The following is a 13,821-nucleotide window of genomic DNA, read 5'->3' as shown; positions in this document are numbered from 1 at the left end:
CGGCTTTCTTCTTCGCAGCCATGATGAGTCTCCTTAGTTTCACGTGGGATCCTGACCGCCGGACCCCGGTTTGACGCTTGGCAAACTACGCCACTACGCCTACTTCATTCGCCGCGCGGGTAGCCACGCGGTCGCGTTCAACTACAGCCGCTCGTCGAACCACAGGTCGTGCATTTCAGGCACGTTCCGTTGCGGACGAGGGTGAAGTTGCCGCATTCGGTACACGCGTCACCCTCGAAGCCCTTGAGCCTGGCCTCGCGGACCCGCTCGAGCCTGTCGGGGACGGCGTGGGCCGTCGCGGCGCTGAGGACGACCGCCCCGCCGCCGGAGGCGGCAAGGGCGACGGTCTGGTCGTCCATCAGTCCTGAGGGCGGCATCGCCACAGCCGCGACCGTCGTCGCGCTGCCGATGGCGGCACTGTCGGCGCCGGCCTGCTGGCCGGAACCGCGCCCGTTGAGCACGTAAAGATTGCTGCGCACGAAGCCGACGCTGGCCAGCGGGCTCACCGCCGGCACCGGCGCCTCACCGAGCGCGCCCTGTGCGATGCCGCCGCCGACGGCGTCGGCCCGCAGGTCAGCGGGCTCGACATGCGCCAGATCGGTGCGGCCGAGATATGACACCGCCAGCTCGCGGAAGATGTAGTCGATCACCGAGGTCGCCATCTTGATGGCGTCGTTGCCTTCGACCGGGCCGGAGGGCTCGAAGCGGGTGAAGGTGTAGGCCTCGACGAACTCCTCCAGGGGCACGCCGTACTGCAGTCCGATCGAGATCGCGATCGCGAAATTGTTCATCAGGCTGCGGAAGGCGGCGCCTTCCTTGTGCATGTCGATGAACACCTCGCCCAGCCGGCCATCGACGTACTCGCCGGTGCGCAGGTAGACCTTGTGGCCGCCGACGATCGCCTTCTGGGTGTAGCCCTTGCGGCGTTGCGGCATGCGCTGGCGGCGGCCCGCCACCTCGCGCTCGATGATCCGCTCGACGATGCGTTCGGCGATGATGCCGGCCTGCTGCGTCGGCGGCTTGGCCGCCAGCGGCTCATCGGCGTCGTCGGCTGCCGCGTCGGGTAGGGCCATGGCGGCCAGCGGTTGCGACAGCTTGGAGCCATCGCGGTAGAGCGCCGTCGCCTTGAGGCCGAGCTTCCACGACAGCTCGTAGGCGCGGCTGCAATCCTCGACCGTGGCCCCATTGGGCATGTTGATGGTCTTGGAGATGGCGCCGCTGATGAAGGGCTGCGCGGCGGCCATCATCCGGATATGCGCGTCGGTCGACAGGTGGCGCTTGCCGTCGCGGCCGCAGGGCGTGGCGCAGTCGAACACCGGCAGGTGCTCGGGCTTCAGTCCCGGCGCGCCTTCCAACGTCATGGCGCCGCAGGCGTAGGTGTTGGCGATGTCGATCTGGCTGCGCGTGAAGCCGAGATGGGCCAGCACGTCCAGCTTCTGGTCGGCGAGCTGCGCCTCCGTGAGGCCCAGCCGATCGCGGCAGAAATCGTCGCCCAGGATCCAGCGATTGAAGGCGAAGCGGATGTCGAACGCGTCGGCTACCGCCTTGTCGAGCTTGGCCAGCGTCGCATCGTCGAAGCCCTTGGCGCGCAGCGCTTCGGCATTGATGGCGGGCGCGCCGGCCAGCGTGCCATGCCCGACGGCGTACGACACGATGCCGGCGATCGCCGCTGCGTCGTAGCCCAGGCGCGCCAGCGCCGCCGGCACCGACTGGTTGACGATGCGGAAATAGCCGCCGCCCGCCAGCTTCTTGAACTTCACCAGCGCAAAGTCGGGCTCGATGCCGGTGGTGTCGCAATCCATCACCAGGCCGATGGTGCCGGTGGGAGCGATCACCGAGACCTGAGCGTTGCGGAAGCCGTGCTGCTCGCCCAGCGTCAGCGCGCGATCCCAGGCCTGCATCGCCGCCTCGACAAGGCGCCGGTCGGAGCACCGCGCGGCATCCAGCGGCACGGGCAGGGTCGACAGCTGCTCGTAGGTCGACGCCTGGCCATGCGCGGTGCGGCGATGATTGCGGATCACGCGCAGCATCGCGGCGCGGTTGGGCTGGAAGCCGGGGAAGGCGCCGAGCTCCCTGGCCATCTCGGCCGAGGTCGCATAGGCGACACCGGTCATGATGGCGGTGATGGCGGCACAGGTGGCGCGGCCTTCGTCGCTGTCATAGCCGAGGCCGTCCGACATCAGCAGCGCGCCGAGATTGGCGTAGCCCAGGCCCAGCGTGCGGTACTCGTGGCTGAGCTGCGCGATCTTGGGCGCCGGGTACTGCGCCATCAGCACCGAGATCTCGAGCACGATGGTCCACAGCCGGCAGGCGTGCTCGAAGCCCGGCACGTCGAACGTGGCATCGGCGCGGCGGAAGCGCATCAGGTTCAGCGACGCCAGGTTGCAGGCCGTGTCGTCGAGGAACATGTACTCGGAGCACGGGTTCGAGGCGTTGATGCGCCCCGACTCCGGGCAGGTGTGCCAGTCGTTGATCGTCGTGTCGAACTGCACGCCGGGATCGGCGCAGGCCCACGCGGCGTAGCCGATGCGGTCCCACAGGTCGCGCGCCCTGACGGTGCGGGCGACACCGCCCGACATGCGCCAGACCAGATCCCAGTCGCGATCCTCGGCGACGGCGCGCAGGAAGGCGTCGGTCACGCGCACCGAGTTGTTGGCGTTCTGGCCCGACACGGTGGCGTAGGCGTCCGATTCCCAGTCGGTGTCGTAGACCGGGAACTCGATGTGGCGATAGCCTTGACGGGCGAAGGCGACGACCCGCTGGATGTAGTTCTCGGGGATCATCGCCTTGCGCGCGGCGACGATCTCGCGCCGCAGCGCCGTGTTTCGCGTCGGATCGAAGGCGGCATCATCGGCCGCGCCCTCGGTGCAGGCGCGCATGATGGCGTTGAGGTGCCGGTTGGCCAGGCGCGAGCCGGTCACCAGGGCGGCAACCTTCTGCTCCTCGACCACCTTCCAGTCGATGAACGCCTCGACGTCAGGATGATCGACGTCGACCACCACCATCTTGGCCGCGCGGCGCGTCGTGCCGCCAGACTTGATGGCGCCCGCCGCGCGGTCACCGATCTTGAGGAAGCTCATCAGGCCCGACGACTTGCCGCCGCCCGAGAGCTTCTCGCCGCTGGCACGGATACGCGAGAAATTGCTGCCTGTGCCCGAGCCGTACTTGAAGAGCCGGGTCTCGCGCACCCAGAGATCCATGATGCCGCCGTCGCCCACCAGGTCGTCGGCGACGCTCTGGATGAAGCAGGCATGCGGCTGCGGCCGGGCGTAGGCCGATTCGCTGCGGCTCAGGTGGCCGGTGCGATAGTCGACATAGTGATGGCCCTGGCTCGGGCCATCGATGCCGTAAGCCCAGTGCAGGCCGGTGTTGAACCATTGTGGCGAGTTGGGCGCCGCCATCTGCGACGCCAGCATGAAGCAGATCTCGTCGTAGAAGACGCGAGCGTCCTGCTCGGTGTCGAAGTAGCCCGCCTTCCAGCCCCAATATGTCCACGTGCCGGCGAGGCGATGGAAGACCTGCCGCGCATCGGTCTCGCCGCCGAAGCGGCTGTCGGCGGCCAGCGACGCCAGCGCTGCCGTATCGGGCTCGTGCCGCCACAACCAGGACGGCACGTTGTCCTCGCGCACGGCCCGCAGCGCGGCCGGCACACCGGCGCGACGGAAATACTTTTGCGCCAGCACATCGCATGCAACCTGCGACCAGTCGCTGGGCACGTCGATGCCGGCCTGACGGAAGATGATCGAGCCATCAGGATTGCGGATCTCCGACGTAGCCGACCGGAAGGCCAATCGCGCGTAAGGCGATTCTCCTTCCTGGGTATAGCGACGCTGGATACGCATGATCGATGCTCGACCCCCGAGACATGCCTAGAACCACGGCGCATCCCAATCGCGCGGGCACATCTAGACACCAGAGGATGATAGATTACAAAATCTTGAGAGCGCAACAATATTTTGTGAAAGAACTCACAGGCGACACTACATGATGCAGATTGGCAACACTCCTTCGAAAGCGCCACGCATAAACGATGGTGATGGATGCGACAGCGATGCGCGTGCGGTTTGCGCGTTGCCAGCGTGCATGCGCGACGCTACAAGCGCGGCACCGTTTTATCGATGCCGCCTTGCGCGGCGCGGCATGAGAGCATGATGCGATGACGATCGGTACCCGGCTGTTCACGTGGTTCAACGGCGAGCTCGTCGGCACCGATTCCGAAGGCAATCGGTACTATCGCGAGCGCAAGGCGGTGAACGGCCGGCGTCAAAAGCGGTGGGTAATTTATCGCGGCGAGGTCGAGGCCTCGCGCGTGCCGCCGGATTGGCACGGCTGGCTGCATCACATCACCGACCAGCCGCCGCCGCCGGAAGGCCTGCCGACGCGACGTCCCTGGCAGCGCGAGCACCAGGAGAATCTGTCGGGCACGCCGCTCGCCTACCGTCCACCGGGATCGCTGATCGAGGGGCGTCGTTCCAAGGCCACGGGCGACTACGAGGCTTGGAAGCCGGAATAGGGTTTGCCGGCAGCCGCCCACTGCCTATCTATCGGACAGCGCAACGTGGCGTCGCCTGGGCGCTGCGGCCGTTGTAACATTCGTATCTGATGCAGCGCGGAGCAGGCCGTGGGGCGCAATATCGTCGAAACCGTCATCGGAGCCATCGTGCTGTGCGTGGCGATCGCCTTCGGGGTGTACGCCTTCACCGCCACCGAAGCGACGGCGCCCAAGGGCTATGAGATCTCGGCCCGCTTCCCGCGCGTCGACGGCCTCAAGCGCGGCGCCGATGTCACCATGGCCGGCATCAAGATCGGCTCCGTCACCGGCATGGAGCTCGACAAGGACTATTACGCTGTCGTGCGCATGTCGATCCGCAACGACATCAAGCTGACCACCGATACCTTCGCCAAGGTCATCAGCGAGTCGCTGCTGGGCGGCACCGGCGTTACGCTGGAGCCCGGCGGCAACGAGCAGTACCTGGCGGCAGGTGCCATGATCACCAAGACGCAAGGCGCCATTCCCTTCACCGACCTGCTGTCGCGCTTCATCCAGCCGGGCGGCACCAGCGGCGCGCCCAGCAGCGCCGGCGGCGACTCCGGGGAGAAGAAGTAGTGGCCGGCCCGTCGCCCATCCCGGTGTGGAAGCAGCCGGACGGCAAGCCGGTCTCGTGCCTCGAGAAGATCAAGGTGCTGAACCAGAACCTCGAGGAGATCCGCCAGCTTTGCGCCGACGCCTACGAGGACGCCGTGCTGATGGGCTGCGATCCCGACCAAATTCGCGCCGTATTTCGCGAGTTGATTGAGTCGATCGAGGCTCCGTACTCAGACCGCAAGTGACATCCCGCGTCGGCATCTTCACCTTCCGCTGCATCCTGGCGAGCCTGCTGCTTGCAGGCGGCCTTGCGCCATCCATGGCGCAGCAACCGCAACCATCCCAGCCGCAGCCACAACCGCCGCCACCGGCCCCGGGGCCTGTGCTGCAGATGCCGCCGGCGCCGTTCAAGCCGCTGCAGCCATCACCGGCCGCGCCGGCCGGCGAGCGCCGCGGCGTGATGCTGCAGGGGCTGGACAAGGTCACGACCCGCACAAGCCGGTTCCCGGTCGCCATCGGTGACACGCTCGCGTTCGGCACGCTGCGCATCAGCGTCTCGGAGTGCCTGGTCAACGTGCCCGAGGCGCCGGCCGAGGCCGCCGCGTTCCTCACCATCGTCGACAACAAGCCGGGCCAGAGCGCGGAGACATTGTTCAGCGGCTGGATGTTCGCGTCATCACCGGGGCTGTCGGCGCTCGACAGCTCGGTCTACGACGTATGGGTGGTGGCCTGCGCCAATGTCGCGCAGGCCTCGGCGCCGTCCAGCTCCAGGTAGAAGGTCGCCGGCGCCGCCAGGGCTGCGGCAAGCCGGGCGCGGTACTCGGCGCGGCCGATCTCGATCGTGCCGAACTGGCGCAGATGGTCGGTCATGAACTGGCAGTCCAGCAGCCGGAAGCCGCCCTTGACCAGACGGGCCACGAGGTGGACCAGCGCGATCTTGCTGGCATCGCGAACCCGGCTGAACATGCTTTCGCCGAAGAAGGCGCCGTTGATCGACACGCCGTAGAGGCCGCCGACCAGCTCGTCGTCGATCCGGCATTCCACCGAATGCGCGAAGCCGCGCTCGAACAGCGCCGTGTAGAGCTCGACGATCGGCTGGTTGATCCAGCTCTGGCGCTGCCGCGGGCGCGGCGCGGCGCAGGCCTCGATCACGCCGCGGAAATCGACGTCGCAGCTCACCTGGAACGGGCCGTTGCGCACCGTGCGCGCCAGGCGATGGGGCAGGTGGAAGCGGTCCAGCTCGATGATCGCCCGCTCGTCGGGATCGACCCAGTACAGGGTCGGATCCTCGCGCGTCTCGCCCATTGGGAAGATGCCCGTGCAGTAGGCGCGCAGGAGCATGTCGGGTGTCAGGCGGGACATGCGGCCATGGTGACGCGTCGCGTCGCGCGGCGCAATGGCGCGGCGCAACGAACGGGTTGACGGGCCGATGCAACGTGCGGTTTCTGCTGTCCCGTCATCGCCCCACTGCCGACGGCACCTTCATGCTCGCCTCCCTGGTCCTGGTCGTTGTCCGCGTCTGCTGCCGTCATGCGTGGATCGTCATGATCCTGGCCCTGGTCCTGGGCGCGGGCGGCGCAGCCTACACCGCCGCCCATTTCCGGATGGACACCAACAGCGAGAACCTGGTTTCACCGCAGGCACCGTGGCGCCAGGAGGTCCTGCGCTACGACGCGGCGTTTCCGCACCAGAACAACCTGATCGCGGTGGTGGTGGATGGCGTCACGGCCGAGCGGGCCGACGAGGCCGCCCGCCTGCTGGCCGCGGCGCTTGCCGAGAACCGCACGCTGTTCACCAGTGTCCGCCGGCCGGATGGCGGGCCCTTCCTGGAGCGTCACGGCCTGCTGCTGCTGCCCCTGGCCGATGTGCAGAAGACCACCGAGCAGCTGATCGAGGCGCAGCCGCTGCTCGGCGTGCTGGCGGCCGACCCCAGCCTGCGCGGCATCATGACCGCGCTGGCGACCATGCTGGAAGGGGTCGAGCATGGCCAGATCCAGCTGCAGGAGCTGGATGCCCCGATCAAAGCTTTCGCCGACACGTTCCAGGCCGTGGTCGACGGCAAGCCGGCCTATTTCAGCTGGACCGCACTGATCGGCGAGCCGCAGGCGGGGCCGCCGCCGACGCGCCGCTTCATCGAAATCCAGCCCCGGCTCGACTACGACGCCCTGATGCCGGGCGAGGCGGCGAGCGCCGCCATCCGCGCTGCGGCCGAGAAGCTCGGCCTGACGCCGCAGGCCGGCGTGCATGTGCGCCTGACCGGGCCCGTGCCGATGGCGGACGAGGAATTCGCCACCATCGCGGAGAACGGCGGACTGCTGGCCACATTCATGATCGTGGCCGTGCTGGCCATGCTGTGGCTCGCCGTGCGGTCGGTGCGGATGATCGTGGCGATCCTCGTCACGCTGATCATCGGCCTTGTGGCGACGAGCGCGCTGGGGCTTGCGATCTACGGCGCCTTCAACGTGATCTCGGTGGCCTTCATCGTGCTCTTCGTGGGGCTGGGCGTCGACTTCGGGATCCAGGTCTGCGTGCGCTATCGCGCCGAGCGCCATCGCCGCGACGAGCTGCGCGCCGCGCTTGTCCAGGCCGGCGCGGGGATCGGCGGCGGCCTGACCCTGGCGGCGCTTGCCGTCGCGGCAGCCTTCTACTCGTTCCTGCCGACCGACTATGCCGGCCTGGCCCAGCTCGGCATGATCGCCGGCTCGGGCATGATCGTGACCTACGTGCTCAGCATCACGGCGCTGCCGGCGCTGCTGGCGCTGCTGCGGCCGCGCGGCGAGGCCGAGGAGCCCGGCTTCCGTCGCCTGGCGCCGCTCGACCAGGCGCTGGCGCGCCGGGCCCGATGGGTGCTGGGCGTGGCGACGGCCCTGGGGCTGGCATGCCTGGCGCTGATGCCGCTGCTGCGCTTCGATTCCAATCCGTTGAACCTGCGCAGCCGCCATTCCGAGGCGGTGGCGACGGCGCTCGACCTGATGCAGAATCCGCAGACGTCACCCAACTTCGTGAACGTGCTGCGGCCTTCGCACGCAGCAGCAAAGGAGCTGGCCGATCGGCTATCGAAGCTGCCCGAGGTCGCGCATGTGCTGACAATCGACACCTTCGTGCCCGACCAGCAGAAGGAGAAGCTGGCGCTGCTGGCCGATGCCGCGGGCCTGCTCGAGACGGTGTTCAATCCGCTCGTGCGGCCGCGGCCGCCGACCCGTGACGACATCGCCAGCAGCTTCGAGGCGACCGCGACGGCGCTGAAGGACGCTGCCGGCAGCGGGACGGCCGACCAGGCGGCGCAGGCGCGCCGCCTGGCGGCGCTGCTGGAGCGGTTGGCGACGGCCGGGCCGGCAGACTGGACCAGCGCCGAGAAGGCCTTCCTGCCCAGCCTGAAGACGATGCTGGACCAGCTGCGTGCGGCGCTGCATCCCGAGCCGATCACCCTCGATACGCTGCCGCCCGACTTCAAGCGCGACTGGATCGCCGCCGGGGGGCTCTATCGCCTTCAGGTGTTTCCATCCGGCGACACGCTGGGCAACGAGGCGCTCAACCGCTTCACCAGCGCCGTGCTGCTTGTGGCGCCCGATGCCACCGGCACGCCGATCATCATCGAGGAGTCGGGCAAGGTGATCGTGTCGGCCTTCCTGAAGGCCGGCGCGCTTTCGCTGGTGCTGATCGCCGTGATCCTGGGCGTGGCCCTGCGCCGGGTCGGCGATGTGCTGGTGGCGCTGGCGCCGCTGCTGCTCGCCGGGATCCTGACGCTGGCGAGCTGCGTGCTGCTGGGCATTGCGCTCAACCTCGCCAACATCATCGCGCTGCCGCTCCTGTTCGGCGTCGGCGTCGCTTTCGATATCTACTTCGTGATGGCCTGGCGCAACGGCCAGCGCAAATTGCTGCGGTCGCCGCTGACGCGCGCCGTGATCACGAGCGCCGGGACCACGGCGGCGGCTTTCGGCACGCTGTCGTTCTCCAGCCATCCCGGCACGGCGAGCATGGGCGTGATCCTGCTGGTGTCGCTGTTCTGGATCCTGGCGGCCATGCTGGTCGTGCTGCCGGCGCTGCTCAATGTCGCGCGCGGGCGTGCCGGCGCCGTGCCCGGCGGATGACCGGGCGAGAAGGGCGAGCCGCGGCTTACGGCGTCGCCAGCATCTTGTCGGTCAGCGCGTCGAGCTTCTGGTTGAGCGCCGCCGCGCCGCCGCTGCGCAGCGTCGAGGCGAAATCGGAACGGCGGAACGCCACCTGGCTGACATAGCCGTCGAGGAAGACATCGACAATCTTCCAGCTGCCGCCGCTGTTGTGCATGCGGTAGAGGAAGGCCACGTCCTCCTTGCCGGGCAAGGTCATGTTGGTGGTCACGATCTGGTCGCCGTCGCGTTGCTGCGTGGCCGGGCTCACGACGAAGTTCTCGCCGCTGTAGCCGTCGAAATTCTGGGCGTAGCCGGCGATGGTCATGCGTCGCACACGGCTGATCAGCGCCGTCTGGTCGGTCGCCGACATGCTGGCCCAGGCCGGGCCCACCATGGCCTGGGTCATCATCGGGAAGTTGAAGGCGGCATCGATCGCCGGCTCGAGCCTCTTGTAGCGGCCCATGACGCCCAGCTCGCGGGCGCGCTTCATCGAGTCCAGCAGCGCATCGTAAAATGCCCGGATCGGCTGGGCCTCGGGGGCGAGCGTCGCTGACGCCGATGGCTGGGGCGCACGCGTCCCCTGCGCCAGGGCGTCGATGCCGCCCGCCAGCGGCAGCGTAAGCAGGCAGGCCAGGAACAGGCGGGTTCTCATGGCAGCTCCGGAAGCATCATCATGTAGGATCAGGAATCACGGTCCAGCAGAAACGCCGGCAGCGCCTGGAGCGCGGCAGCGGCCGGACCATAGGGGGCCAGCGTCTGGGCGGCGCGCCGGGCCAGTGTCTCGGCCTTGCCGCGCGCGGCGTCGACGCCCCAGAGGGAGACCAGGGTCGCCTTGCCTTGATCCTGGTCCTTGCCCACGGCCTTGCCGGTCTTCTCCGCCGAGCCAAGAACGTCGAGCAGGTCGTCGGTGATCTGGAAGGTGAGGCCGATGTCGCGCGCGTAGTCGCGCAGCCGAGCCTCGTGCTCGGCGCCGGCCTGGCCCAGGATCGCGCCGGCCACGCAGCAGAATTCGAACAGGGCGCCGGTCTTCAGCCGCTGCAGGTTCATGACGTCGTCGGCGCCAAACGTCTTGTCGGGCGCCAGCATGTCGATCATCTGGCCGCCGACCATCCCGTTGCTGCCGGCGGCCGTGGCGAGCTCGCGCACCAGGCGGCAACGGACCGCCGCCTGGTCATGGGTCGCATCGTCGGCCAGGATCTCGAAGGCCACGGTCAGCAGGGCGTCACCCGCCAGCACGGCCGTGGCCTCATCGAAGGCCCGGTGCGTGGTCGGGCGGCCGCGGCGCAGGTCGTCGTCGTCCATGCACGGCAGATCGTCATGCACGAGCGAGTAGGTGTGCAGGGCCTCGATCGCCGCTGCGGCGCGCACGGCCTGCTCGGGCTCGACCGCGAACAGGCTGGCGCTCTGCAGGACCAGGAACGGCCGCAGCCGCTTGCCGCCGGCGAAGACCGCATAGCGCATGGCTTCGTGCACGCGCGCATGCGCGCCCCCAGGCTTCGGCAGCACGCGCTCCAGTGCTGTGTCGACGGCATCGGCCGCCGCGACCAGGGCCGCCCGGAAATCCGGGGCCATGCTGGGGGTTGAGCCAGCCTTCTCAGGCACCTGGCCCGCTGATGTATCCATCCGACGCTGTCTCCTAGCCGCCGCGCTCGACGATGGCCATCATGTTGCCAGCGTCGACGCCGGTCCCGCCAGTATACCGCGCAACCAAGTCGTGCAATGGCCTACGTATCCAGCTATAGGGGCTCTGGGGCCAGAATGTGACAGAAAGCAGTTGCAGGACATCAAGAGCTTGTTGACAGTGCCTTTCGGCGGGCGATCTTCCCGGCGCTCGACCCAACAGCACACAATGCCATTAACCGGAGCCAGAAATGCGCGTCGTGCTTGCACAGCCTCGCGGATTCTGCGCGGGCGTGGTCCGCGCGATCGAAATTGTTGAAAAGGCGTTGGATCGCTTCGGTGCTCCGGTCTATGTGCGGCACGAGATCGTCCACAATCGACATGTGGTTGAAGCGCTGAAAGGCAAGGGGGCGCGCTTCGTCGAAAGCCTCGACGAGATTCCTGACGGCGCGGTGACGGTCTTCAGCGCCCATGGCGTTGCCCAGTCGGTGGTCGACGAGGCCGCCAAGCGCGCGCTGCCGGTGCTCGACGCCACCTGCCCGCTGGTCACCAAGGTGCACACGCAGGGCAAGCGCTATGTCGGCCAGGGGCGGACCCTGGTCCTGATCGGCCATGCCGGCCATCCCGAGGTCGAGGGCACCATGGGCCAGGTGGGGGGACCGACCCATCTCGTGTCGTCCGAAGCCGACGTGCAGGCCCTGGACATCCCCGAGGACAGGCCCGTCGCCTATGTGACCCAGACCACGCTCAGCATCGACGATACCCGTTCGATTATTGCGGCTTTGTGCCGCAAGTTCCGGGACGTGGTCGGACCGGACACGTCCGACATCTGCTATGCCACGCAGAACCGTCAGACCGCGGTGCGCGAGCTGTGCAAGATCGCGGACGTGGTCCTGGTGGTCGGCGCCCGCAACAGCTCCAACTCGAACCGGCTGCGCGAGATCGGCCACGAAAGCGGCGTGCCCAGCTACCTGATCGCGGACGCCAGCGAGCTCGACCCCGCCTGGCTGGCGGGCAAGGACGTGATCGGGCTGACGGCGGGCGCTTCGGCGCCCGAACAGCTTGTCCTGGAGGTGATCGAGGCACTGCGCCGCATCGACGGCAGCCTTGAAATCAGCGAAATGAACGGCAAGAAGGAAAACATCACGTTCCGCTTGCCACCGGAACTCAGGACCTGATCCGGCCCTGCCGCCATCCGGCCAGTCGGAACGGAGAGCAGAGTGACCATTCCCTTCAGGCAGGCCGCGCGCGTCGGGGCCTATGTCGTCAAGCAGCACATCACGGGCCGCAAGCGCTACCCGCTGGTCCTGATGCTGGAGCCGCTGTTCCGCTGCAATCTGGCCTGCGCCGGCTGCGGCAAGATCGACTACCCCGATGAGATCCTGAACCAGCGCCTCAGCTACGAGCAGTGCATGGAAGCGATCGACGAATGCGGCGCGCCGGCCGTGTCGATCGCCGGCGGCGAGCCGCTGCTGCATCGTGAGATGCCCCAGATCGTGAAGGGTTTTGTCGAGCGCAACAAGCTGGTGATCCTGTGCACCAACGCGCTGCTGCTGGCCAAGAAGATCGACGACTACACGCCGAACCCCAACTTCACCTGGTCGATCCACCTCGACGGTGACCAGGCGATGCACGACAAGTCGGTGTGCCACGCCGGCACCTACGACGTGGCCGTCGCCGCGATCAAGCTGGCCAAGGCCAAGGGCTTCCGCACCCAGATCAACTGCACGCTGTTCAATGACGCCGAGCCGGCGCGGGTAGCGGCCTTCTTCGACGAGATGATGGCCATGGGCCTGGACGGCATCACGGTGTCGCCGGGCTACGCCTACGAGCGGGCGCCCGACCAGCAGCACTTCCTCGATCGCGAGCGCACGCGGCGGCTGTTCCGCGACATCCTGAGCCGCGGCAACGGCGGCAAGAAGTGGAAGTTCACCCAGTCCGAGCTGTTCCTGGACTTCCTGGCCGGCAACCAGACCTATGAGTGCTCGCCCTGGAGCATGCCGCTGCGCTGCGTGTTCGGCTGGCAGAAGCCCTGCTACCTGCTCGGCGAAGGCTACGCCAAGACTTTCAAGGAGCTGATGGAAGACACCGAGTGGGAGAAGTACGGCGTCGGCAACTATGAGAAGTGCGCCAACTGCATGGTCCATTGCGGCTTCGAGGGCACGGCCGTCGCCGATTCCGTCAAGCGTCCCTGGAAGATGCTGCCGGTCGCCATGCGGGGCGTGAAGACCGACGGGCCGATGGCGCCCGACATCCCGCTGCACAACCAGCGGCCGGCGGAGTTCGGCTTCTCGCGCCACGTGCAGCAGAAGCTAACCGAGATACGGACAAGCAAGGCCGCCGCCCAGAAGGGCTGAGCACCGCCGCAGGCTTGCCATGGCGTGTGCGCTGTCGCGCGCCGTGCGTATCAATCCGGGGATCTGGCCCGGCCGCGCAGCGAGCGATCGCAGCACCGCGCCGATTTTGACGCGGCCGTTCGGCCCGATCGCGACCAGCGCGGCCGGTGGCAACGCATGCGCCGCATCATCGGAGACCACCCGCAGCGCTGCGAAGGGCAGGCCGCAAGCCGCGGCGGCCTGCGCCGCGAGGTGTGATTCCATATCGACCAGCACGGCGCCTGAATCGCGTCGCAGCGCTGCCTTCGCTGCCGGCGCGGCGACGATCCGGTCGCTGCCGGCGATGGCATCCGTGACCGCCTCCGGGAGCCGGGCGGCGATCGCGTCGCGCCAGCGCCTGTCGGCTTCTCGCCGCGCGCGGCGCGACACGATTTCTGTGGCGATGACGGCCTGGCCCACCGCCAGGCCCGGTTGCAGGCCGCCGCCGATGCCGATGCTGATGACGGCGCGCCCGCCGCGCCGCGCCGCGGCATCGATGCGCGCGGCCAGGCCGGCATTGTCGCCGCCGGCGACCAGCACCTCGCCGTCACGGCCCACGATCCGCGCTTCGCGCTGCATGCCGGTGACGATGATGAGCATCAGGTGATCTCATCCTTCTCCCCGCCTT

At 68.1% G+C, this 13,821-nt stretch carries 12 protein-coding genes; 7 read left to right on the top strand and 5 right to left on the bottom strand.

What is annotated here, in order from left to right; translation table 11 throughout:
• Nucleotides 1–137: 137 nt before the first annotated feature.
• Nucleotides 138–3,842, bottom strand: coding sequence for a vitamin B12-dependent ribonucleotide reductase (locus FHP25_RS17755; protein WP_147848284.1), 3,705 nt, complete (start codon nt 3,840–3,842; stop codon nt 138–140).
• A 314-nt stretch (nt 3,843–4,156) separates the two neighbouring features.
• Between FHP25_RS17755 and FHP25_RS17750 the strand changes: the two genes are divergently transcribed.
• The 4 genes from FHP25_RS17750 to FHP25_RS41885 all read left to right on the top strand — a co-directional run bounded on the left by FHP25_RS17750 (nt 4,157) and on the right by FHP25_RS41885 (nt 5,861).
• Nucleotides 4,157–4,513: an NADH:ubiquinone oxidoreductase subunit NDUFA12 gene (locus FHP25_RS17750; protein WP_147848283.1), complete on the top strand. Its 357-nt coding sequence runs from the start codon at nt 4,157–4,159 to the stop codon at nt 4,511–4,513.
• Nucleotides 4,514–4,621: 108 nt separating this feature from the next.
• A complete protein-coding gene (gene mlaD, locus FHP25_RS17745; RefSeq protein WP_147848282.1) occupies nt 4,622–5,107 on the top strand; it encodes an outer membrane lipid asymmetry maintenance protein MlaD in 486 nt (161 codons plus the stop codon).
• Nucleotides 5,107–5,331, top strand: coding sequence for a hypothetical protein (locus tag FHP25_RS17740; RefSeq protein ID WP_178133598.1), 225 nt, complete (start codon nt 5,107–5,109; stop codon nt 5,329–5,331). The genes mlaD and FHP25_RS17740 overlap by 1 nt, the downstream gene beginning before the upstream one ends.
• Nucleotides 5,328–5,861, top strand: a complete 534-nt coding sequence (locus tag FHP25_RS41885) for a DUF2155 domain-containing protein (protein WP_231712369.1) — start codon at nt 5,328–5,330, stop codon at nt 5,859–5,861. Before FHP25_RS17740 ends, FHP25_RS41885 begins: the two co-directional genes overlap by 4 nt.
• On the opposite strand, the gene aat is transcribed toward FHP25_RS41885, so the two are convergent.
• Entirely contained in the window at nt 5,795–6,448 is a 654-nt protein-coding gene (gene aat, locus FHP25_RS17730; protein ID WP_147848281.1) for a leucyl/phenylalanyl-tRNA--protein transferase, read from the bottom strand. The genes FHP25_RS41885 and aat overlap by 67 nt on opposite strands.
• Before the next feature lie 74 nt (nt 6,449–6,522).
• On the opposite strand from aat, the gene FHP25_RS17725 reads away from it, so the two are divergent.
• Nucleotides 6,523–9,177: an MMPL family transporter gene (locus tag FHP25_RS17725; protein WP_231712368.1), complete on the top strand. Its 2,655-nt coding sequence runs from the start codon at nt 6,523–6,525 to the stop codon at nt 9,175–9,177.
• A 25-nt stretch (nt 9,178–9,202) separates the two neighbouring features.
• Here FHP25_RS17725 and FHP25_RS17720 read toward each other — a convergent pair whose 3' ends face one another.
• Both FHP25_RS17720 and FHP25_RS17715 read right to left on the bottom strand, forming a co-directional pair.
• The gene (locus FHP25_RS17720; RefSeq protein WP_147848279.1) at nt 9,203–9,850 is read right to left on the bottom strand and encodes an ABC transporter substrate-binding protein; all 648 of its coding nucleotides are present in this window, start codon (nt 9,848–9,850) and stop codon (nt 9,203–9,205) included.
• 29 nt (nt 9,851–9,879) lie between these two features.
• On the bottom strand, nt 9,880–10,821 hold the full coding sequence (locus tag FHP25_RS17715) for a polyprenyl synthetase family protein (RefSeq protein ID WP_231712367.1): 942 nt from the start codon (nt 10,819–10,821) through the stop codon (nt 9,880–9,882).
• 248 nt (nt 10,822–11,069) lie between these two features.
• Here FHP25_RS17715 and ispH point away from each other — a divergent pair, with 248 nt between their 5' ends.
• Entirely contained in the window at nt 11,070–11,996 is a 927-nt protein-coding gene (ispH, locus tag FHP25_RS17710; RefSeq protein WP_147848277.1) for a 4-hydroxy-3-methylbut-2-enyl diphosphate reductase, read from the top strand.
• Between the two features lie 42 nt (nt 11,997–12,038).
• Entirely contained in the window at nt 12,039–13,175 is a 1,137-nt protein-coding gene (gene hpnH / locus FHP25_RS17705) for an adenosyl-hopene transferase HpnH (RefSeq protein ID WP_147848276.1), read from the top strand.
• Here the strand turns inward: hpnH and FHP25_RS17700 are convergent.
• Nucleotides 13,131–13,793: a phosphorylase family protein gene (locus FHP25_RS17700; protein WP_147848275.1), complete on the bottom strand. Its 663-nt coding sequence runs from the start codon at nt 13,791–13,793 to the stop codon at nt 13,131–13,133. The genes hpnH and FHP25_RS17700 overlap by 45 nt on opposite strands.
• Nucleotides 13,794–13,821: the final 28 nt, after the last annotated feature.

This window comes from Vineibacter terrae (assembly GCF_008039615.1).
Lineage (GTDB): Bacteria > Pseudomonadota > Alphaproteobacteria > Reyranellales > Reyranellaceae > Vineibacter > Vineibacter terrae.
Note: the sequence above shows the minus strand (reverse complement) of the source record. Positions and strands in the feature narration are given on the sequence as shown.

Excerpts from the sequence above, each read along its gene's own strand:
- FHP25_RS17755 (WP_147848284.1), bottom strand. The coding sequence starts at position 3,842 with ATGCGTATCCAGCGTCGCTATACCCAGGAAGGAGAATCGCCTTACGCG.
- FHP25_RS17750 (WP_147848283.1), top strand. The coding sequence starts at position 4,157 with ATGACGATCGGTACCCGGCTGTTCACGTGGTTCAACGGCGAGCTCGTC.
- aat (WP_147848281.1), bottom strand. The coding sequence starts at position 6,448 with ATGTCCCGCCTGACACCCGACATGCTCCTGCGCGCCTACTGCACGGGC.
- FHP25_RS17720 (WP_147848279.1), bottom strand. The coding sequence starts at position 9,850 with ATGAGAACCCGCCTGTTCCTGGCCTGCCTGCTTACGCTGCCGCTGGCG.
- FHP25_RS17715 (WP_231712367.1), bottom strand. The coding sequence starts at position 10,821 with ATGGATACATCAGCGGGCCAGGTGCCTGAGAAGGCTGGCTCAACCCCC.
- ispH (WP_147848277.1), top strand. The coding sequence starts at position 11,070 with ATGCGCGTCGTGCTTGCACAGCCTCGCGGATTCTGCGCGGGCGTGGTC.
- FHP25_RS17700 (WP_147848275.1), bottom strand. The coding sequence starts at position 13,793 with ATGCTCATCATCGTCACCGGCATGCAGCGCGAAGCGCGGATCGTGGGC.